Annotated in this window: 21 protein-coding genes; 19 read left to right on the top strand and 2 right to left on the bottom strand. The window is 67.8% G+C overall.

Annotated features, from left to right (window positions below):
- Window positions 1–41: 41 nt before the first annotated feature.
- The 4 genes from HUA74_RS20565 to HUA74_RS20550 all read left to right on the top strand — a co-directional run bounded on the left by HUA74_RS20565 (window position 42) and on the right by HUA74_RS20550 (window position 4198).
- Entirely contained in the window at window positions 42–1043 is a 1002-nt protein-coding gene (locus tag HUA74_RS20565; protein WP_174455856.1) for a dihydrodipicolinate reductase, read from the top strand.
- 16 nt (window positions 1044–1059) lie between these two features.
- Window positions 1060–1509 (top strand): MaoC family dehydratase N-terminal domain-containing protein, encoded by a 450-nt coding sequence (locus HUA74_RS20560; RefSeq protein ID WP_141643258.1) that lies wholly within the window; start codon window positions 1060–1062, stop codon window positions 1507–1509.
- Complete coding sequence (locus tag HUA74_RS20555) at window positions 1509–2183, top strand: MaoC family dehydratase (RefSeq protein ID WP_141643259.1); 675 nt, start codon at window positions 1509–1511, stop codon at window positions 2181–2183. The genes HUA74_RS20560 and HUA74_RS20555 overlap by 1 nt, the downstream gene beginning before the upstream one ends.
- 170 nt (window positions 2184–2353) lie before the next feature.
- The gene (locus HUA74_RS20550) at window positions 2354–4198 is read left to right on the top strand and encodes an acyl-CoA dehydrogenase (RefSeq protein ID WP_141643260.1); all 1845 of its coding nucleotides are present in this window, start codon (window positions 2354–2356) and stop codon (window positions 4196–4198) included.
- A 125-nt stretch (window positions 4199–4323) separates the two neighbouring features.
- Here HUA74_RS20550 and HUA74_RS20545 read toward each other — a convergent pair whose 3' ends face one another.
- Entirely contained in the window at window positions 4324–4776 is a 453-nt protein-coding gene (locus tag HUA74_RS20545) for a biopolymer transporter ExbD (protein ID WP_141643261.1), read from the bottom strand.
- A 19-nt stretch (window positions 4777–4795) separates the two neighbouring features.
- On the bottom strand, window positions 4796–5524 hold the full coding sequence (locus HUA74_RS20540) for a MotA/TolQ/ExbB proton channel family protein (RefSeq protein ID WP_141643262.1): 729 nt from the start codon (window positions 5522–5524) through the stop codon (window positions 4796–4798).
- Between the two features lie 43 nt (window positions 5525–5567).
- Between HUA74_RS20540 and HUA74_RS20535 the strand changes: the two genes are divergently transcribed.
- The 15 genes from HUA74_RS20535 to HUA74_RS20465 all read left to right on the top strand — a co-directional run bounded on the left by HUA74_RS20535 (window position 5568) and on the right by HUA74_RS20465 (window position 19781).
- On the top strand, window positions 5568–6398 hold the full coding sequence (locus tag HUA74_RS20535; RefSeq protein WP_174455855.1) for a DUF4292 domain-containing protein: 831 nt from the start codon (window positions 5568–5570) through the stop codon (window positions 6396–6398).
- Window positions 6399–6458: 60 nt separating this feature from the next.
- A complete protein-coding gene (locus HUA74_RS20530; protein ID WP_141643264.1) occupies window positions 6459–7217 on the top strand; it encodes a general secretion pathway protein GspE in 759 nt (252 codons plus the stop codon).
- 9 nt (window positions 7218–7226) lie between these two features.
- Entirely contained in the window at window positions 7227–8222 is a 996-nt protein-coding gene (locus HUA74_RS20525; protein ID WP_174455854.1) for a general secretion pathway protein GspE, read from the top strand.
- Entirely contained in the window at window positions 8219–9244 is a 1026-nt protein-coding gene (locus HUA74_RS20520) for an ABC transporter ATP-binding protein (RefSeq protein ID WP_174455853.1), read from the top strand. Before HUA74_RS20525 ends, HUA74_RS20520 begins: the two co-directional genes overlap by 4 nt.
- Window positions 9241–10293, top strand: coding sequence for an ABC transporter ATP-binding protein (locus HUA74_RS20515; RefSeq protein WP_174455852.1), 1053 nt, complete (start codon window positions 9241–9243; stop codon window positions 10291–10293). The genes HUA74_RS20520 and HUA74_RS20515 overlap by 4 nt, the downstream gene beginning before the upstream one ends.
- The gene (locus HUA74_RS20510; RefSeq protein ID WP_174455851.1) at window positions 10262–10669 is read left to right on the top strand and encodes a DUF2085 domain-containing protein; all 408 of its coding nucleotides are present in this window, start codon (window positions 10262–10264) and stop codon (window positions 10667–10669) included. Before HUA74_RS20515 ends, HUA74_RS20510 begins: the two co-directional genes overlap by 32 nt.
- 81 nt (window positions 10670–10750) lie before the next feature.
- Window positions 10751–11383, top strand: a complete 633-nt coding sequence (locus tag HUA74_RS20505; RefSeq protein WP_141647175.1) for an RNA polymerase sigma factor — start codon at window positions 10751–10753, stop codon at window positions 11381–11383.
- Complete coding sequence (locus HUA74_RS20500) at window positions 11380–12855, top strand: zf-HC2 domain-containing protein (protein WP_174455850.1); 1476 nt, start codon at window positions 11380–11382, stop codon at window positions 12853–12855. Before HUA74_RS20505 ends, HUA74_RS20500 begins: the two co-directional genes overlap by 4 nt.
- Before the next feature lie 95 nt (window positions 12856–12950).
- On the top strand, window positions 12951–13937 hold the full coding sequence (locus HUA74_RS20495; protein ID WP_174455849.1) for a TadE/TadG family type IV pilus assembly protein: 987 nt from the start codon (window positions 12951–12953) through the stop codon (window positions 13935–13937).
- Between the two features lie 15 nt (window positions 13938–13952).
- Window positions 13953–16010: a TadE/TadG family type IV pilus assembly protein gene (locus HUA74_RS20490; protein WP_174455848.1), complete on the top strand. Its 2058-nt coding sequence runs from the start codon at window positions 13953–13955 to the stop codon at window positions 16008–16010.
- A gap of 20 nt (window positions 16011–16030) precedes the next feature.
- Window positions 16031–17197 carry a TadE/TadG family type IV pilus assembly protein gene (locus tag HUA74_RS20485; protein ID WP_254614710.1) on the top strand — a complete coding sequence of 389 codons (1167 nt, stop codon included), beginning with the start codon at window positions 16031–16033 and terminating at the stop codon, window positions 17195–17197.
- The gene (locus HUA74_RS20480) at window positions 17187–17975 is read left to right on the top strand and encodes a hypothetical protein (protein ID WP_246137630.1); all 789 of its coding nucleotides are present in this window, start codon (window positions 17187–17189) and stop codon (window positions 17973–17975) included. Before HUA74_RS20485 ends, HUA74_RS20480 begins: the two co-directional genes overlap by 11 nt.
- On the top strand, window positions 17972–18793 hold the full coding sequence (locus HUA74_RS20475; protein WP_174455846.1) for a hypothetical protein: 822 nt from the start codon (window positions 17972–17974) through the stop codon (window positions 18791–18793). The genes HUA74_RS20480 and HUA74_RS20475 overlap by 4 nt, the downstream gene beginning before the upstream one ends.
- Window positions 18790–19014: a hypothetical protein gene (locus HUA74_RS20470; protein ID WP_141647169.1), complete on the top strand. Its 225-nt coding sequence runs from the start codon at window positions 18790–18792 to the stop codon at window positions 19012–19014. Before HUA74_RS20475 ends, HUA74_RS20470 begins: the two co-directional genes overlap by 4 nt.
- Entirely contained in the window at window positions 19011–19781 is a 771-nt protein-coding gene (locus tag HUA74_RS20465; RefSeq protein WP_174455845.1) for a hypothetical protein, read from the top strand. The genes HUA74_RS20470 and HUA74_RS20465 overlap by 4 nt, the downstream gene beginning before the upstream one ends.
- Window positions 19782–19849: the final 68 nt, after the last annotated feature.

Raw genomic sequence — 19849 nt, 5'->3', positions numbered from 1 at the left:
CGTTTCAACGCTAACCCCTTGGAATCCTGGAGCAATCTCCGATGGCTAGAGCCCCAGCAGGGCCGGTGCCGGTGGTGGTGATGGGGCTGGGATTCATCGGGCAGGGGATTGCCAGAGCTGCCCTGTCCTGCCCGGAAGTGGAATTGATTGGGGCCGTGGATACCCACTCCTCCCTGGTCGGTCGTCCGTTGGGCGACGTGCTGGGAGGGCCCGCGCCGCGCGTCAAGGTGATGGACTCGCTGGAGAAGGCCGTGGGCCGCCGGAAGGGCGCGGTGCTGTTGCATGCCACGGGCTCCCGACTGCCGGCGGTGATGGACCAATTGCTGGCGGCGCTGAAGCTGGGCCTGCCCATCGCGAGCACCTGTGAGGAGCTCGCCTTCCCGTACCTGAAGTACCCGGAGCTGGCGGACAAGCTGGACCGCGCCGCTCAGCGCGCCGAGGTCTCCATCGTCGGAGCGGGTGTCAACCCGGGTTTCGTTCTGGACAGACTGGTGGCCACGGCGGGGCAGGTGTGCGGCCCGGTGCGGCGCGCGACGGTGACGCGGGTGGTGGACGCTCGCACCCGCCGGGAGGCCCTGCAGCGCAAGGTCGGCGCGGGTCTGACCGAGGAAGAGTTCTTCGAGTTGGTGGATGGTGAGCAGCTCGGCCACGTGGGGCTGGTGGAGTCGGCGGCACTCGCGGCACTGGGCCTGGGGTTGGATTGTGATGACTACGAAGAAGAGGTAGCCCCCGTGTTCGCCGAGGAAGACATCTCGGGCGGTGCGTTCGCCGTGAAGAAGGGACGGGTGGCGGGCATGTTCCAGTCGGTGGTCGGGTTGGAGGACGGGCAGGAGCGGGTTCGACTGGAGCTGACCATCGCCGTGGGGGCTGACGACCCGAAGGACCGCATTGAAATCGATGCGGATCCTCGTTTGGTGTTGGAAATCCCGGGGGGAGTGGCAGGCGACCGGGCCACCGCGAATGCGCTGGTGAATGCCGCGCCACGCTTGACGGCCGCCGAAGCAGGGCTCCTCACGGTGCTCGAGCTTCCGGCCGGACGTTAGAGTCAGGAGAGGGATAATGCTGGACAAGAATGCGATCGGCCGTGCCTCGCCGCCGACGCTCAACGAAGTGGAGAAGGGTGCCATCCGCCGCTTCGCGGAGGCCATCGGAGACTACAACCCGATCTACTACGACGAGGAGTACGCTCGGGCCTCCGGATATCCCACCATCATCGCGCCTCCCACGTTTCCCGCGTCCTTCCATTCGGCCGCGGACTTGAGGGAGCTACTCGGCGTGGGCATCAAGAGCCTGCTGCACGCCGAACAGGGCTTTGACTACGAGCGGCCCATCTTCGCCGGGGACCGCATCTACGTCTCCACCCGCGTCGCGGACGTCTCCGAACGACAGGGCATGTCCGGCAAGATGGACATCGCGGTCATCGAGGATGAAGGCCGCGACGAGGAAGGCAACCTGGTGTTCCGAGCCCGCCGGACGTTGGTGGTCCGCGCCTCCAAGGAGACCCCGTGATGCCCGCGCGCAAGCTCTACTTCGAGTCCATCCGCGTCGGAGACGAGCTGCCGGCGCTGGCCAAGGCCCCGGTGGACCGTGTCCAGCTGTCCCGGTACGCCGGCGCCTCTGGCGACTACAACCCCGTGCACGTCGACGAGCTCTACGCCAAGAGCGTGGGCATGCCGAGCGTGTATGCCCCAGGCATGCTGGTGATGGGCATGCTCGGCCAGCTCATCAGCGATTGGGCCCGGGGCGGGCAGATGCGGCGCTACAACGTGCGCTTCATCAAGATGGTGTGGCCGGGTGACACCGTCGTCTGCAAGGGCCGGGTGAGCAACCGCCACGGCACCGCGGGCCGTTACTTCGTGGACATCGACCTGTGGGCGGAGAACCAGCGCGGTGAGCTGGTGATGAAGGGCGGCGCGCAGATTCAGCTCTTCTACTCCCTGGAGGACGAGAACCGGCAGCGCTCCGGCCAGTCCCCCATCGTCATCGAAGTGCCCCGGGAGAGCCTGGCCGCCACCCCCACCACGTCCACGGGCGGAGGCTCGAGCGAGGCCTCGGCCGTCGACGAGGAGGCCGACGAGTCGGACGAGCGCCGCACTGGCGCCTCGTCCAAGAAGACCGTCCCCCGGGAGAAGCCCGCTGCCAAGACGGCGACGCTTCCCTCGCCCAAGAAGGCGAAGAAGTAGCGGTTTCATGGCCTGCGGTGAGGGGCGGCCTGGGCTGCCCCTCAACGCAGGGTGTCATTCAGGGTTGACTCAAAAATCAGTCGCCGCCACACTTCCTGTGTCTCATTCGCGCCGCTGACCCGAGGCCTTCCCACCGAAGGCGGGCAGCGAGCCGTCACGCAGGAGTGGCCATGTCCGCCGGCATCAACACCTACAAGACCGACCTTCGAGAGATTTTCTTCGCTTTGTTCGAGCAGTTCGGCTTCGGCCAGGTGGCCGGTCAGGCCCCGTACGACGCCTGGGGTCCGGATGAGGCCAAGGCGGTGTTGTCGGAGACGTACCGCTTCGCGCGCGAGGTGCTCGGGCCCCTCAACTCCGTGGGAGACCGTGAGGGCTGTCGGGTGGAGAACGGCTCGGTGCTCACGCCCACGGGCTTCAAGGACGCGTGGAAGAAACTCTACGAGCAGGGCTTCAAGACGGTGGCGGTGAGCCCGGAGCACGGTGGCCAGGGCGCGCCGATGATGCTGCAGGTGACGGTGGAGGAGCTGCTATCGGGCGCCAACACGGCCTTCAACATGTACCCGGGCCTGTCGTTCGGCGCGGCGGAAGTCATCGCCGAGTGCGGGACGAAGGAGCAGCAGCACCTCTTCGTGGAGCGCATGCTCAACGGCACGTGGGGCGGCACCATGTGCCTCACCGAGCCGCACGCCGGCTCCGACGTGGGCGCGGCGAAGTCCACCGCCCGGCGCAACGCCGACGGCACGTACAACATCCGCGGGACGAAGATCTTCATCTCCGGCGGTGACCACGACATGGCCCAGAACGTCATCCACCTGGTGCTGGCGCGCATCGACGGCGCGTCGCCCGGCACCAAGGGCCTGTCGCTGTTCATCGTCCCCAAGCTGCGCATCAACAAGGACGGCAGCTCCGGCCAGGCCAACGACGTGTCCGTGGGCTCCATCGAGCACAAGATGGGCATCAACGGCTCGGCGACCTGTGTGCTGAACTTCGGTGAGAGCGACGGCTGTCTGGGCGAGCTCGTCGGCACCGTCGAGCACGTCGGCATGAGCCAGATGTTCAAGATGATGAACGGCGCGCGCATCGCCGTCGGCATCCAGGGCGTCGCGCTGGCGTCGGCCGCCTACTACAACGCGGTGGACTACGCGAAGGACCGCAAGCAGGGCTCCCACTTCACCAAGTGGAAGGACCCCACCGCGCCGCGCGCCGCCATCATCGAGCACCCGGACGTCCGCCGCATGCTGCTGGACATCAAGTCCCACGTGGAGGGCATCCGCGCGCTCATCATCAAGCTGGCCATGCACCTGGACAAGGCGCGGCAACTGGCGGGTAAGGACGACGAGGCGGCCACCTACCACAAGGGCCAGGTGGAGCTGCTCACCCCGCTGGTGAAGTCCTACGGCTCCGACCAGTCCTTCCGTCTCTGCGCGCAGGCCATCCAGGTGTACGGCGGCGCCGGCTACATCCAGGACTACCCGGTGGAGCAGTACACGCGCGACTCGAAGATCTTCTCCATCTACGAGGGCACCAACCACATCCAGGCCATGGACCTGGTGGGCCGCAAGCTGGGGCAGGCCGGTGGCATGCACTTCCAGCAGTTCATGGGTGACGTGGGCGCCTTCGTGGAAGCGCACCGCGAGCACGCCGTCTACGGCGAGGCCGTGAAGCTGCTGGCGAGCGCCCAGGAGGCCCTCATGTCCAGCGCGATGACGGTGTTCAGCTGGTCGCAGGACGGCGGCAAGTTCCCGCTGATTCCGCTGTCCGCCAACCGCTTCCTCAACATGATGTCCGAGGTCGCCGTGGGCTGGCTGCTCCTGGACGCGGCGCTCATCGCGGACAAGGCGCAGGGCGCGCTGTCGGCGGACCACCCGGACCGCGCGTTCTACGAGGGCAAGAAGTACAGCGCCCTGTACTACGCGCGCAATGTGCTGCCCAACGTGGAGCAGGCCGCGCGCCTCATCGCCCTCGAGGACACCTCCCCGATGGAGATCACCGACGCCGCGTTCGCGTCCGTCTGAGTCGCGACATCGTCTGACGGGGCGCCCTGACAGAGGGGTGCCCTCCAGAAACACCGAGGCCACCTGGGGATTCGCTCCCGAGGTGGCCTTCGTGTTTCAGCGGCGGCCGTGTGACGGGAAGGGTGCTACTCGCCCTCGCGCACGCCGATGGCGAGCTGACCCAGGCCCGCCTTCTTCGCCAGCTCCATCACCTGGACGACGGTGCCGTGCGGGACGCCCTCATCGGCCTGGACGATGACGACGGTGTCCGGGTCCTTCACCTTGGCGGCGTCGAAGGCCTTCTGGAGTTCGTCCTGGCTGACGACGTTTCCGGCGAGCACGAAGCGGCCGTCGGCGAGCACCGCGACGGACATGTCCGTGGTGCGCGCGGTGACGTCCGCGGCGCCGCCCTTGGGCAGGTTCACCTTGAGGCCCGACTTGGCGCCTCCTCCGGGCCCCTGCTGGACGATGACGGAGCTGGTCACCATGAAGATGATGAGCAGCACGAGGAAGATGTCGGTGAGCGGGGTGATGTTGATTTCGGCGAAGACACCTTCTTCGCCTTCGTCACCGGACCCCGGTGTCTTGCCCATGGCCATGGCGCTCGGTTCCCTGGGACTAGGCGGGCTGCGTGTCGACGCGCGCCGGAGAGGTGGGGGGCTGCTGTGAATCGACGCGGGGCGCGGGCTCGGGAGGAAGGCCCGAGGCGCGCTCCTTGAGCAGCTCCGCGAACTCGTCGCCCATCAGCCGCAGCTCCACCAGCACGCGCGACAGGCGGGCCTGGAAGTAGTTGTAGAAGACCATGGCCTGCACGGCGACGAGGATGCCCACCGCCGTGGCGACCAGGGCCTCGGAGATGCCCGTCATCACCGCGCCGGTGCCGCCGGTGCCGCCGGCCTCCACGTCCAGGCCCAGGTCCTTGAACGAGCGCATGATGCCGGCCACGGTGCCGAACAGGCCCACGAAGGGCGTAATCGAGCCGATGGTGGCCAGAATCCAGAGGTTGCGGCGCAGCTTGAGGCCCACCTGGGCGCGCTCGCGCTCCACGGCGGCCTCCACGCCCGCGCCGCCTGAGCCGCGGGTGCGCTCCCACCGGTCGAACCCCGCGAGGAAGATGTCGGCGGCGACGGAGTCGGAGCGCTCGGCGGCGGTGCGGGCCGCTGGCACGTCGCCACGAAGCAGGTGCTTGCTGACCGCCTCGCCCAGGAGGCGGGAGCGCTCGCTCACCCCCCAGAGGGCGATGATGCGCTCGACGGCCACGACGAGCGCGCCGACGGAGGCCAGCAGCAGCAGGGCCAGGGTGACTCCGCCGAGGCGGAGGTAATGCAGGATGTCGTTCAGGCTCATTGGTGGGTGACCCGGCAGGGCGCCATGGCCCAGACTAGGAGATATGAACCGCGCAGCCGCCGCAATCTTCCTGGCAGTGCTCTGTTCGGCCTGCCCCAAGCGCATCGAGTTCGGGCCGGAGGGGCAACTCACCGACGCCGAGGTCGTCTATCAGCGTGTCCGGCAGAACCAGGACAACGTCGTCTCCCTCGAGGGAGACGCAAAGCTGCGTGTCGAGTCTCCCCAGCAGAGTGGCACCATTGGGATGTTCCTTTCCGTCACCCGCCCGGCCCTCCTGCACCTGGAGACGTTCGATTTCTTCAACCGGCCCCTCGCCTCCCTCGTCGCGGACGGGACGCGCTTCGGCCTGTACCAGACGGAGACGCACACGTACTACCAGGGGCCGGCGAGCCCGCAGAATGTGTCGCGCTTCCTGCCCGTGGTCCTGCCGGGCGAGGAACTGGTGGCCATCATGCTGGGCCAGGTACCCCTCATCCCTCCGGAGCGCATGACGCTGGAGCTGGACACGAAGGAGGGCGTCTACGTGCTCACCCTCCATCGGGGGACGGCCCGCCAGGTGCTCCAGGTTCACCCAAAGTATCTGCGCGTGGTGAAGAGCCAGGTGCATGGCGTCCCCGGCTATGACCTGGCCTTCGACGACTTCCTCGAGCGGGGAAACCTCATCTTCCCGGGCAAGGTGGAGCTCATCGCGAAGCAGGCGGGGACGAAGCTCCAGCTTCGCTACCAGCAGATCAAACTCAATGGCCGGCCGGACCTCACGCTCTACGAGCTGACGCCCCCGGAGGGGGCCAAGGTCGTGGAGGTGGATGACTCGGGGCGGGAGCTGCCGGCCGGTGCCCCCGAGTCGCCGGCGCCCCCGGTGCCGGGTTCCTGACCGGGCAGGCACGGAAGAAGAAGCGCAGCGGCTGGAGTCGGGTAGAGTGGCGCCCACGACATGGCACAGATCAAGCTCGGAGAACTGCTGATCAAGGCGAATGTGCTCCAGGAGAGCCAGCTCAAGGCCGCGCTCGCCGAACAGGCGAAGTGGGGCGGCAAGCTCGGCGAAATCCTGGTCCGGATGAGCCTCGTCTCCGAGGACATCCTGGTGCGGGCGCTGTCCAAGCAGCTCGGCATGCCGGCGGTGAACCTGGACGCGGTCCAGATGGTTCCCCCGCATGTGAAGGCCAAGATTCCGCCGCAGACCGCCCGCGACTTCTCCGTGCTGCCGTTGCAGCTGCGGGACGAGGGCAAGACGCTCGTGGTGGCGATGTCGGATCCGCTCAACATGCGGATGCTGGACGAGCTTCGGGCCGTGACGAAGTGCCGCATCATCCCCAACGTGGCGGGGCGTACCTCCATCGCTCGGGCCTTCGCCCGCATGTACGAAGAGAACATGGAGCTGGAGGACGCGGACACCAACTTCAAGGTGGTGGACGCCCAGGGCCGCACGGTGGTGAAGAACCTGAAGGACCTGGATCCGGCCGCCGCCGCGGTCATCTCCGCGCCCAAGCCCGCGCCCCCAGTCGCGCGTCCCGCGCCGCCGGTGCCAGAGGCCCCTCGCAGCACGGCGGGCACTGGCAGCCCGGCCGACCTGTTGCGCAGCGTGGAAGAGGTACAGCGCAAGGAAGTCGCGGCCCTCAAGGCCATGGTGGAGCTGCTCATCGAGAAGGGTGTGTTCTCCCGCGACGAGTACCTCGCGAAGGTCAAGCGGTAGCCCGGCCTTATGCGCAAGAAGATTGGTGAGCTGCTCGTCGAGGCGGGGGTGGTGACGGAGGAGCAGGTGCGGGTGGCGCTCGGGCGTCGAGGCGCTCCGGGGAACCTGCGGCTGGGCGAGACGCTGGTGGCGCAGGGGCTGTGCGCGCCGCTGCATGTGGCTCGGGCGCTGGCGGTGCAGCACGGGCTGCCGTTCGTGGAGCTGCCCGAGGAGATTCCCTCGGCGGTGGCCTCGCTGGTGTCCCTGGACTTCCAGGCGGAGCATCGCGTGCTGCTCTTCCGCATGGAAGTGGAGGGGCGCAGCGAGCGCATCCACGTCGCCGTGGAGGACCCGGGGGATTTGACGTTGGTGGACGAGCTGCGCTTCCAGCTCCGCAAGCAGGTGCGGGTCTTCGTCGTCGCGTCGGACGACCTGGACGCCGCGCTGGCCCGGGCGCGGGGAGAGCCGCTGGACATCGTCGAGGCGGAGCCGCTGTACGAAGAGGATGGCTCCGGCCCTCCTCCCGTCACCGCGGGGACGCCACTGGAGTGGGAGATGCCGGAGACACCGAAGCCCCCCGCAGCGAGACCCCCCGCCGCCGCCGCGGCTCCCTCGGCCCGTCGGCCCGGGACGCCGCCCCCCCCGCCCGCGGAAGCCCTGCGGCCGGGGGCCGGGGGAGATGCGCTGGATGATCTGCTGGGCGTGAAGCCGGCCGCTCGGCCACCGCCTCCTCCTCCGCCCATCTTCGAGGCGGACGAAGAGGAGAAGCCCCGGGTGCCGGTGGTGATGTTCGGTGGGGCCGCGAAGGGTTCGCAGCCCGCGCTGGCGCTCACGCCGACGCCTGACTTCTCCGATGATGATCTGGCCATCCTCGACGACCTGGAGCGCATGTCCCGGGGCGACGAGGCGGTGCTGGACACGGAGAAGGTGAAGCCCGCGCGCATGGTGGCCAGCCTCATCCGCCTGCTCATCCGCAAGGAGATCATCCAGGAGGTGGAGTTCCTGGAGGAGCTGGCGAAGAAGTGACGCCCGGCGCGTCGCCCTCGGGGGACGGGCCCCTCCTGGACGTCCGAGGGCTCGCCGTGGAGCTGTCGCGGGACGAGGGGACGGTGCGCGCGGTGGACGGTGTGTCCTTCGCGGTGCCTCCCGGCGGAACCCTGGGCGTGGTGGGGGAGAGCGGCTGTGGCAAGAGCCTCACCGCGCTGTCCCTGCTGCGGCTGGCGCCCCGACCTCCCGTGCGAGTGGCGGCGGGCGAGGTGTTCTTCCAGGGCAGGGACTTGCTGACGCTCTCCGACGAGGAGCTGCGGCGCGTGCGCGGACGCCATGCGGCCATGGTGTTCCAGGAGCCGATGACCTCGCTCAACCCCGTCTTCACCGTGGGGGAGCAGATCTCCGAAGGCGTGCGGCTCCACCTGGGGGCCTCGCGCTCGCAGGCTCGGGAGCGCGCGGTGGAGATGCTGCGCCAGGTGGGCATCCCCGCGCCGGGTGAGCGCGTGGACGCCTGGCCTCATCAGCTGTCGGGCGGAATGCGGCAGCGGGTGATGCTCGCCATGGCGCTGGCGTGTGACCCGTCGCTGCTCATCGCGGACGAGCCCACCACCGCGTTGGACGTCACCATCCAGGCGCAGATCCTCGACCTGCTCAAGCGCCTGCAGGCCGAGCGCGGCATGGCGGTGATGCTCATCACCCATGATCTGGGCGTGGTCGCGGAGAGCTGCGACACGGTGGTGGTGATGTACGCGGGGAAGGTGGTGGAGCACGCTCCGGTACGCGAGCTGTTCGCCCGGCCCGCCCATCCCTACACGGCGGGCCTGTTGCGCTCGCTTCCGGCGCTGGGGGGCGAGGTGGAGGAGGGACGAGCCGGGCCTCGGCGCCGCCTGCGCGCCATCCCCGGCATGGTGCCCGCCCTGGGGCGGTTGCCGTCGGGCTGTGCGTTCCGCGAGCGGTGCGAGCGGGCCCAGGAGGCATGCGCTCGCGTGACGCCCGTGCTCGAACTCAAGCGGGGCGGGCAGCTTGTGGCCTGCCATCATCCGGTGCCCGCGCCATGAGCACCGAGCCGCTCCTCCAGGCGAAGGACGTCGAGGTCCACTTCCCCGTGCGAGGGGGCTGGCTGGGTCGCTCGCGCGGCGCGGTGAAGGCGGTGGACGGCGTGACGTTCGACGTCTTCCGGGGGGAGACGTTGGGGTTGGTGGGGGAGAGCGGCTGCGGGAAGAGCACCCTGGGGCGCGCGTTGCTTCGCCTGGTGACGCCCACCGCGGGCTCCATCCACTTCGACGGACAGGACCTCACGGGGCTGTCCCAGCATCGCCTCCGGCCGCTGCGGCGACGCATGCAGCTCGTCTTCCAGGACCCGTATGCCTCGCTCAACCCGCGCATGACGGTGCGGGATATCCTGGGCGAGCCGTTCGACATCCATGGTCTCGCCCGAGGGCCAGGGGAGCGTGAGCGCGAGGTCGCCGCGTTGCTGGATGCGATGGGCCTGCCGCGCGAGGCATTGGGGCGCTACCCGCACGAGTTCTCCGGAGGGCAGCGTCAGCGGCTCGGCATCGCCCGGGCCATCGCCCTGCGCCCGGACCTGGTGGTGGCCGACGAGCCCATCAGCGCGTTGGACGTCTCCATCCAGGCGCAGATCGTGAATCTGTTGGTGGACCTGCAGCGCGAGCGCGGCCTCACCTATGTGTTCATCGCGCACGACCTGAACATCGTCGAGCACGTCTCCACTCGCGTGGCGGTGATGTACCTGGGGCGCATCGTGGAACTGGCGTCCTCGGACTCGCTGTATCGGCGACCGCGCCATCCGTACACGCAGGCGCTGCTCGCGTCGGTGCCGGTGCCGGACCCTGAGCGGGCACGCACCCGGCTGCTGGTGCCCGGAGAGCCGCCCTCGCCGCTCGCGCCGCCTCCGGGCTGCACGTTCCACCCGAGGTGCCCTCACGCGATGGAGCGGTGTCGACGCGAGTCGCCCCCGCTGTATCCGCTGGGCTCCGGGCATTCCGCCGCGTGCTTCCTGGCGGAAGGGGAGTCCCACCAGTCCTCGACCGCCCTGCGGTCCGGAGGTGCCGACGGTGTTCTGGCTCAGTCACCATCATCCGGATGAGTACAACCGCACGTACCGGCTCGGCGGGCTTCGCGTCTGCGCGCGGTGCCTGGGGACCTATCCGGTGCTGATGGCCACGCTGGTGGGGCTGTTCATCGCGCGCGCCCCGCTGGGTTGGCCCTGGGATGTTCCCGCCGTGCTGCTGCTCACGCTGCCGGCGCTGGTGGACTGGGCGGTGGGGCGCTTCCGCCCGGCCTCCGGTTCCAACGCGGTGCGGACGGCGACGGGCGTCCTTCTGGGGATGGCGCTCGGCCGGTCGCTGTACGTCCACGTCCAGCGCCCCTTGCCGGGGGTGCTGCTGGCGCAGGCCGCACTCGTGACAGCCGTCGCGCTCCCTGTCATTCTCGCCACTTACCGGAAGCCACGTCCGGATTAGACCCTGGTGGCCCGTCGCCCGTTAAGAGGGCACGGGTTGAGGGTGGGCCGGAGTGAACGTGGCTCCACGAGCGATGGGGGAGTGTTGGGACCGGAGACCTCAGACGAGCGATTGATGCTCGCCTTCCAGGCGGGGGACGCTCGCGCGTTCGAGGCGTTGGTGCGAAGGCACCGGACACCGGTGTTCAACTTCATCCTTCGCTTCGTCGGGCAACGGGCACGGGCGGAGGACGTGCTGCAGGAGACATGGCTGAAGGTGGTACGCAGCGCCGGCGAATATCAGGCGAAGGCCCGGTTCACGACCTGGGTCTACACCATCGCGAGGAACCTCTGTGTGGACAGCGCGCGCAAAGAGAGCTACCGCCAGGCCGCGTCCCTGGAGTCTCCGGTGAGTGGCGTGGACGGCGAGGAAGGCCGCGCGCTGGCGGATGCGCTGCCGGACTCCGGCGCCAGTCCGGAGCGGGGCGCGTACAACGCCCGGCTGCGTCCGCTGCTGGAGCGCGCCCTGGCCTCCCTGCCAGAAGAACAGCGTGAGGTGTTCATCCTCCGCGAGTACAGCGGCATCCCGTTCAAGGAAATCGCCGACGTGACGGGCGTCTCGGAGAACACGGTGAAGAGCCGGATGCGCTACGCGCTCGACGGCTTGCGTCGCCGACTGGCGGAGCTGGGCGTGGATGGCGATCTCGCCGAGGACGGAAGGACGGTGGTGGGATGAAGCCGCAGAACCTCCATGCGCACGAGGACCGGCTCCTCGACTTCGCCTATGGCGAGCTGCCCGCCCCGGATGCCCAGGTGGTGGAGTCGCACCTTCAGGGATGCGCCCGCTGCACCCAGGCACTGGACGACATTCGTGGCGTGCGAGTCACCATGGGCCATCTCTCCGAGGAGAGCGCGCCCGACGCGGGGCTGGAGTCGCTGCTGGCGTATGCGCAGCAGTCCGCGCGCAGGGCCAGCGCGGGGCCCGCGCCCAAGCCGTCGCGCTGGCGCCGCTGGCTGCTTCCCGTTGTCGGGCTCGCCTCGGTGAGCACGCTGGGAATCCTCACGTTCTCCGCGCAGTCCCCGGAGCTGACCCAGGCCAATCTCGCGGCAGCCGAAGTGATGCCGAGCAAGAAGGCCGCACCCGTACCGTCCGCTTCGGCACGAAGCGCCGAGCCCTCCGCCGCGCCGGCTCCGGCCGCCGCCGCGGAGGCTCCGCCACCTCCTCCGGAGATGCGTGACGATGATGCCGAGTATGCCCCCAAGGACGCGGCGAAGACGCGAAGCGCGGAGGTTCAGCGCGCGGAAGGCTGGGCGCTGGCGGGTAGCGGAGGCGACGTGGGGGGCCGAGGCCGTGCCGATGAGCTGAAGGCGAAGGTCAAGGGCGCGGAGTCGTTCGGGGGCAAGCAGAGCCGCTCGAAGGCCGCCCCCGCCGAGAAGTCCCAGCGAGAGGTGTCGAACCTCGATGAGGAGGCCCTGGCGGAAGCCGCTCCGGCTCAGGCCGTTGCATCCAGCAGCCCTCCCAGGGATGGGCTGCGGCTGGGGGGCCCGTACGCGAAGAAGGAGGCGAACAAGCCCAGTGCGGATGACCTGGCCAAGGACGGCGCATGGGACGAAGGCCCGGGGGCTCCCGCCCTGGAGGCCGTCACCGAGCCGCTGGCCCAGGGCACCGTGGTCAGCGCCCCCGCGCCATCCTCCGCCAACGAGAGCCGTGGAGGCGTGGCCCAGCAGCCGTCCGATGCGCGAGAGCAACAGGCGCTGGATCGCGCTTCAGCCTCCCGTGCGAAGTCCCCGATGAAGGCGACGAGGAAGGCGGATGCCGTCCCCGAAGCCCCGATGCCGCGCCCCGCTCCGGTCACCCCCGCGGCGGTGGAGCGCTCCGAGGCCGAGGACTCGGCGTCGGGTTCCTCCGTGGCGGAACTCTCCCGTCAGGCCCAGTCCGCGAACCGGGCAGGGGACAGGAGCCAGGAGGCGAGGCTGTTGAGACTCGCCCTGGCCGCCGGGGCGTCTGGGACCGAGCGTGCGGGACTGCTCAACCGGCTGTGTGACGCGGAGCTGGCCCTGGGGCGTCGACGCGAGGGGCTGGCGGCGTGTAATCAGGTTTTGACGGAAGCTCCTGGTTCCAGCGCGGCCCAGGCGGCGCGTCGCCGATTGAGCCATGAGGCTGAATCGGTTGAAACACCGACGAGTGATTCCCAGCCGGCGCCGTAACCGCCCGCGATTTTTCAATAAATGGGAGAGCGGGACGGTTGAAGCTGGCCATTTGACCGATGCGTCTCAGGGGCGCTGATCGAGATAATGGCACCATGGGAATGGAACAGGACTCGCGGCCGCGGGGGGCGGCTGGCCGGCAATCCGGGCAGGCCATGGTCGAAGCGGCGATGATCATGCCGCTCGCTGTGTTCATGACGCTGGGAATCATCCAGCTCACGTTGATTCAGCACGCCAAGCTGATGACCGAGTACGCCGCGTATCAAGCGGCGCGTGCCGGCATCGTGTGGAACGGCAACAACGAGCGCATGCATGACGCGGCCATCGTCGCGTTGCTGCCCACGTTGGGCCGGACCGATGACATCGGCAACCTGGCGAAGACCTTCGCCATCCATCAGATCTACGACTCCGCGATGCGCACGCTGAACTTCGGCGGCGGCGTGGTGCCTCGGACGGTGAACGGCTCGAACCTGTTCGGCCTCATCCGGGTGGACACCATCAACCCGGCGTACTTCACGCCCATCAACACCATCTGGAAGCTGCGCACCGGCTTCAACTGGCAGGAGCTCGACTTCGACGGCTCGGACAGCTTCCCAGAGGTGCCGTCGCTGGAGAACAACATCCGCAAGTTCTTCAACCTGCCGGAGCCGGATGACTCCGAGCTCGTGTACCGCAAGGCGACGCGGCTCACCATCCGCCTGCGCTACTTCTACGAGATGAAGGTCCCGTTCGCGAACTGGATCATCTTCACCGCATGGTACGCGTCCAACGCGCAGGTGGCGCTGCGAGGAGCCATTGACCGGGCCACCCTCGTTCCCAAGTCCAACATGATGTCGGATGGCGGCAACCTCACGCCGCTGGCAGCGATGGCCAAGGGGATTGACCATGAGCAGGGCTACAACTCCCTGTACCCCGCCGAGATGTGGGTGCTCTGGGGGCTGGCCACTGGCAGCATCCCGCTCGTCTCCAGCCTCGTGGGCAAGCGCTACTTCATGCCCCTGTCGGCGACGTACACCATGCGCATGCAGTCCAACTTCCACCGCAAGTGGATCATGCACCTCAACCCCGACTGGGGCATGTAAGAGGACTCACGCACCATGTTCACTCGAATCCTCCGAAAGAGCTTCCAGCGCCAGGAGGGCCAGGCCCTCGTCCTGGCCGCATTGATGGTGTTGGTGATGTCCATCGCGGTGCTGACCACCGTGAACATCGGCCACACCGTGCATGAGCGCGTGCGCCTGCAGAACACCGCCGACGCCGCCGCCTACTCCATGGCCGCCATGGAGGCGCGCGCGTTCAACTTCTACGCGTACGCCAACCGCACGCAGGTCTCACAATACGTGTCGGCGATGATGTGGCACTCGCTCATCTCGCTCATCTACTCGGCCGAGGCGTTCTTCACGGACCTCTTCGGGTTCATGAAGACGCTCAACCCATGTGCCGGCAAGCGGAAGAAACTTTGGATCGTCCTCTGTCCCATCCTCGAGGTGGTCCCGTACGTGGGGCAGGTCATCAAGGCGATCAACAAGATCATCACGGCGTACAAGAACATCTTCCTCAAGCCGTTCCAGCAAGTCCTGAAGGCGGCCAACCCCGATAGATGGTTGGGGAAGTACATGATTCCGGCGCATCGGGTGCTCAACGGGGCCATGTATTTCATGTCCCAGGCGGTGATGATGTCCGCCTCCACGCACGTGGTGCAGACCGCGCAGGGCGTGCTGGACTCGAACGACAAGAACCTCAACTCGATGGCCAGCCAACTGGCGACGGGCTTCTACAGTGAGTGCCTCTTCAGTCAGGCGCACAACGAGCACTCCGGCGGCAAGCCGCTGAACCCGGGCACGTGGAAGAACCCCTTCGGCGCGCTGGACGTGACGAAGTACGCGCGCAATGACGAAATCGCCCGCGCCAAGCGGTCCATGGGCGGCATCACCAACGCGACCCGTTACTCGTGTGACCGCGAGGGCGGCTCCTGCCCCGAGCGCTTCATCACTTCGCGCCGGATCGGCGACGTCCTGCCGCTGCCGAATGCGCTCGGTTTCCTGCGCGACATGTTGAACAACGGTGTGAATGCTCCGGGCATCATGGAGTTCCAGAAGATGGGGCAGACGCGCATGTTGTCCGCGACGTTCCCCACCGCGCGGAACACCATCAACTCGCGCAACTACATCCGGGATTGGAACGACAACCTGAACCCCTGGGGCATGACGGCGCAGGGCGACAACATGGGCGCCGACGACCTGTACTGGCTGAAGCTGGGGCCCGCGGAGGTCGACGTGGGCGTGGGCAAGGCGGACAACCCCCTGTCGTGCAACAACTCGGACCCGTATACGCGCTGCTTTGGCGACAACCGGAAGGGGAAGGGCGACAACTCGCGCACCAAGCTCCCCTACAAGGAGATGACGAAGCCCAGTGTCTGGGCGCTGAACGACAAGGACACCGGCAGCGTCAAGGGCGGCGTCCACTGGCGAGTGCACTACCCGCGGAACACCGAGCAGTGGCGCAACCACTCGGCACCCAGAGGCGTCGAGCGGGAGGTGGGCATCCACACCGAGAAGGTCTGCGTGCTCAAACTGGTGGTCTGCTGGTTCGAGGTGGACGTCTACACCGCGAACGTGCGTCCGGCCCAGGACGGCAACCACCCCTGGGGTGGCGTCACGCCGTTCATGCACTTCGAGCCCGGTCAGTATGCTGGAAACACCTGCAACCCGACTGCGAACGCAAACAAGGGTGAGCTGGCCAAGCGCACGATGGACTTCAACCAGCCCTCCGCGTGGGTGGCGCTGAACAAGTCGCCGGAAGACGTCGTGAACAAGGCCAACACGGATGGCACGGGTACGAACGCTCCCGCGCTGTTGAACGACGAGGGCAAGGTGAAGTTCACCTTCACGCCGGACTCAGAGGGCCTGGAGATGCTGAACAACCGCAAGAAGTTCCTCAGCCTCACCGAGGGCCTCAACGTCATCTCCCGTGGCCAGAGCTACTACCACCGGCCGGGCAACTGGACCGAGCAGCCCAACTTCTTCAACCCGTACTGGCGCCCGCGCCTGGCGTCCGTGTACCAGGGCCGCAATCAGCTCCCGGTGGTCGGGTCCATGCTGGACGCGCTGCCTGGCGCGCTCCAGGGCTTTGCCCCGAAGGTCATGACGCACTGAGGACCGCGATGAAAACTCTCATGTCTCGAAAGAGTTTCCGACGCGGAGCCGCCACGGTGGAGTTCGCTCTCTCCGTGCCGCTCCTCGTCATGATCCTGATGTTCAGCATGTACCTGACGGAGTTGGTCCGGGCGAAGCTGAAGCTCCAGGAGATGGCCCACTACGCCGTCTGGGAGATGACCAGCTACACGCTCTCCGACTTCGCCAAGGCCGACCACGATGCCGCATTCGAGGATGCGCGGCAGGAGGCGCACAAGGAGCTCATCGAGCGCTTCAAGGACATGGACTCGGTGGAGCCCAACGGGCCCGCGGGATCGTTCATCGCGCGCTACAGCTCGGTGCAGGGAACCATCACCAACAAGGAGATTCCCTTCCTCGAGTCCGGGATGCTGGGCAATCCCGGCAGCACGGGCGAGGGCGGCAGCCTGGGCAGCGGAGTCATCAGCATGCTCAACCGCGGCGCTGGCGCGGTGCTGAACGGCTGGGGCTTCAACAACAAGGGGTGGGTGGAGTCCGAAGTCACGATGAACTTCGACAACGTCATCATCCCCCGCAGCTACCTCGACGAGAACTCCGGTCCTGGAGGCTTCTTCAAGTCGGACACCACCGGGGGCCATGACCTGTCGAGCCTCCCCATGCGCTCGAAGTTTTCGATGTACGCCAACGGCTGGCACATGCCGGACGGCGGCGACGCCATCGTCCGGGACCGGCGGGCAGGCAACCACCGCGGGGGAAGCGACCCTCACGGCATGCATGCCCAGGTGGAGCGGATGGTGTTCCTCGGCCTGACGAAGGCCCTGGATGGAGCCGTCGGCGGCGTGCTCGACTTCCTGGGGAGCATCCTGCCGAACTTCTTCGGCACCTATGTCGTCGCGCGAAACTACGGTATCGATCCCCAGCAGAAGGGGGACTGCAACGGTCTGACAGGCTATGACGGCCCGGCCAGCAGCGGCCTGCATGCGATGCGGGGCCTGCTCGACCACGACCGCCCGGACTGTTTCGACACGGCTCCGTTCCGTGACGAGATGACCTACGGCGACAGCAACTACATCAAGCTGTTCCTGGCGCGTGGCCCGCACTTCATGGGGTGCAAGAAGGCCATGGCCGACGACCCGTCGGATCCGGACGCCACCCAAGAGGCGACGAACAAGGATGAGCAGGACAACAAGATTCGCTGTGAGCAATAAGGTGGCCCGCCGGCTCCTGCTCGGTTTCGCGCTCCTGGCCGTGTGGCCCGCGCTCGCCGAGCAGGAGGTGCCCGTGTATCCGGGCACCATCCACACGCGCATCGGCAACGACCTCATCATCGGAGGCGAGTACTACCGGCTCGCCTACTTCACGACGACCGACCCCATGAAGAAGGTGGTCGCGTACTTCGCGCAGAAGTGGCGCGACGAGGGCTACCCCACCGTGGTGGAGGGAGACCTGGAGGAAGAGGCCGTGGTCTCCGCCCTCTTCACTCGCGAGGGCCTGCAGCGAGGCGTGGTGTTGCGCACGCACCTGGGCAAGACGGTGGGCTTCACGGCGCTGAGGGACATGTGGACCCGTCCGCCGAAGTCTCCTCCGTCCGGCCTGCTGAAGTTGGAGGGCACGCTCTACAGCCAGGACCTGGCGACGCGGGACGACCCGGGTGGTTCGCAGAACCGCACTTCATTGGTTGCGGGGGACTTGTCGGACGTGCAGCAGCGGGTGGGCACGGAGCTGACGCGCCAGGGCTTCGAGCCGGTGCGCAGCACGGTGACGAAGCTGGGGGGCGGCACGCAACTGACGATGGAGCACGCGCGCAAGGGCGAGCAGGTGATGACGACCATCTCCCAGGTGGACGAGGGCATGTCGTCCGTCATGCAGACGTGGGTGGGCACGGACCGTCCGGATGGGGTGCCCAACGACGAGGCGGTGCGCAAGAGCCGCGAAGCGTGGGAGCGGGAGCAGAAGGCGAAGCCTGCGAAGGGAGCGGGGAAATGAGGGCGTCGTGGGCGGTCATCGCGGTGATGCTCATGGCCGCGCCCGCGCGCGCGGAGGAGAACCCCGCGGCGCGTGAGGTCATGTCCCATATGGCCCGGGGCGCTCGCAGCGCGCGCGTGGGCGACTGGGTGACGTACCGCTTCGACGGCGGCGCGGGCGGGATGCGCATCTACTACTGGCGCATGGCGGTGGTGGGGGAGGAGAAGGACAAGGAGGGCCGGGACGCGGTGTGGGTGGAGATGGAGGCGGGCATGCATCCGTCCATGAAGTCGCCGCTCATGCAGATGCGCATGCTGGTTGCTCGCGAGGGCGAGCAGATTCGCTATGACGCCATCTCCCGGCTCTTCGTCGGTGGGCCCACGGACCGTCCCCAGGAGTACTCGCAAGAGGCGCTGGACCACGTCCTGAAGACGATGGACCAGGAGGAGAAGGACAACAAGGTGCCAGACCCCGAGGACGCAAAGGTCGTCCTGCCGGCGGGGGTCAAGCCCGTGTTGCGCACCGGCAAGGAGACGCGGGTGATGACGCTCGCGGGGACCGTGACAGTTGTTCCGGTGGAGCTGGTGATGAAGAAGACCGTCGTCAAGCGGATGTGGATCAGCCGCGAGATTCCGTTGATGCAGTTGGCGAAGATGGAGATTCCGGGCATCGCCCATTCGATGGAGGTGGCGGAGTACGGTATCGACGCCAAGCCGCGTATGGTTCTACCGCCCCCCTCCGCGCCCAAGGTCCGCCTGGAGTACGCTGACCGCATCTTCCCGGACCTGCCAGGGATGGACGCCCCCAAGGAACCCGCCGATTCGGAGAACGCCCCATGAGCTTCCCCAAGACGCAGCGCCTGCGCGCCTCCCGACGTGGGCAGGCGATGGTCGAATACTCCATCCTGAACTGGGTGCTGGTCGTCGCGCTCGTCATCGGCGCGTCGGTCAAGGTCCGCTGGACGGATGACGTCCAGTCGAACGTCATCGACCTGTTCATGCGCTCGTACCAGATCTACTACGACTCCTTTTATTTCGTCCTGAACCTGCCGTTCCCGTGACGACCCGGAGCGAAGTGGGGGCGCCGTCGCCCCTGGGGTTGCGGCTGCTGCATGCGGCCGTGTTCCTCGCCATGGCGGCGGGCGTCGTGTACGTCGCGGTCCCCGAGTGGCGGCACCTCGCCCAGGTACTGGGCCAGTCGTTCCATTCGGGCCCGCTGCCGCGCTGGACGCTGCTCGCGGGTTCCGTGTTGGCGGTGGTGAGCGGACTGCGCCTCGTCTGGGGACTGGTGCGGGGTACGTCCGCGCCGCTCTGGGCCTCGGCCGTCGCGTTGCTGTCCGTGGTCGGCGCGGTCGGGGCGGGGGATGGACGCTCGCTCAAGGAGACGCGCTCGGAAGAGGCGACGAACCTGTCCCTCCTGCGGGTGGCTCGGCGGGTCCATCTGTCGATGGTGCAGGAGCTCCAGGCCCACGGCGAGACGCCCACCGATGAGGAGTCCTGGCGCAAGGCGCTCGTGGTGGCCGGTCCCAACAACGAGCAACTGCGCACGCGCGAGTTCCGCGCCGTGCCCGTCCAGATTGTGTGGCTCGAGTCGGAGGAGTCGCGTCCCTCGCAGCTCGTTCCCAACACGCTGTGGGTGCACGTGACGCCGGACGGAATCGGCTTCAGCATCCGCCCGGTGGGGCTCCGAGCGGGTGAGCCCGCGCTGCTTCAAGACGACCGCGCGCGGGAATTGGTGCTGCGCGGCCTCTACAACCCGGACCTGCCGCCGATGCAGGAGCCCGCCGCGTCGCCCATCGAGCAGCTGTCTCCTTCGCCAACTCCCTGACACGTCGGGTGCACGCCGGTGTTGCCGACGACCCGGGACTCAGCCAGTCTCGGTCCACCTCATGACGC

The organism is Myxococcus sp. CA051A, from assembly GCF_013336705.1.
Classification (GTDB): domain Bacteria; phylum Myxococcota; class Myxococcia; order Myxococcales; family Myxococcaceae; genus Myxococcus; species Myxococcus llanfairpwllgwyngyllgogerychwyrndrobwllllantysiliogogogochensis.
The sequence above is the reverse complement of the archived record's forward strand: the minus strand, read 5'-3'. Positions and strand labels throughout refer to the sequence as shown.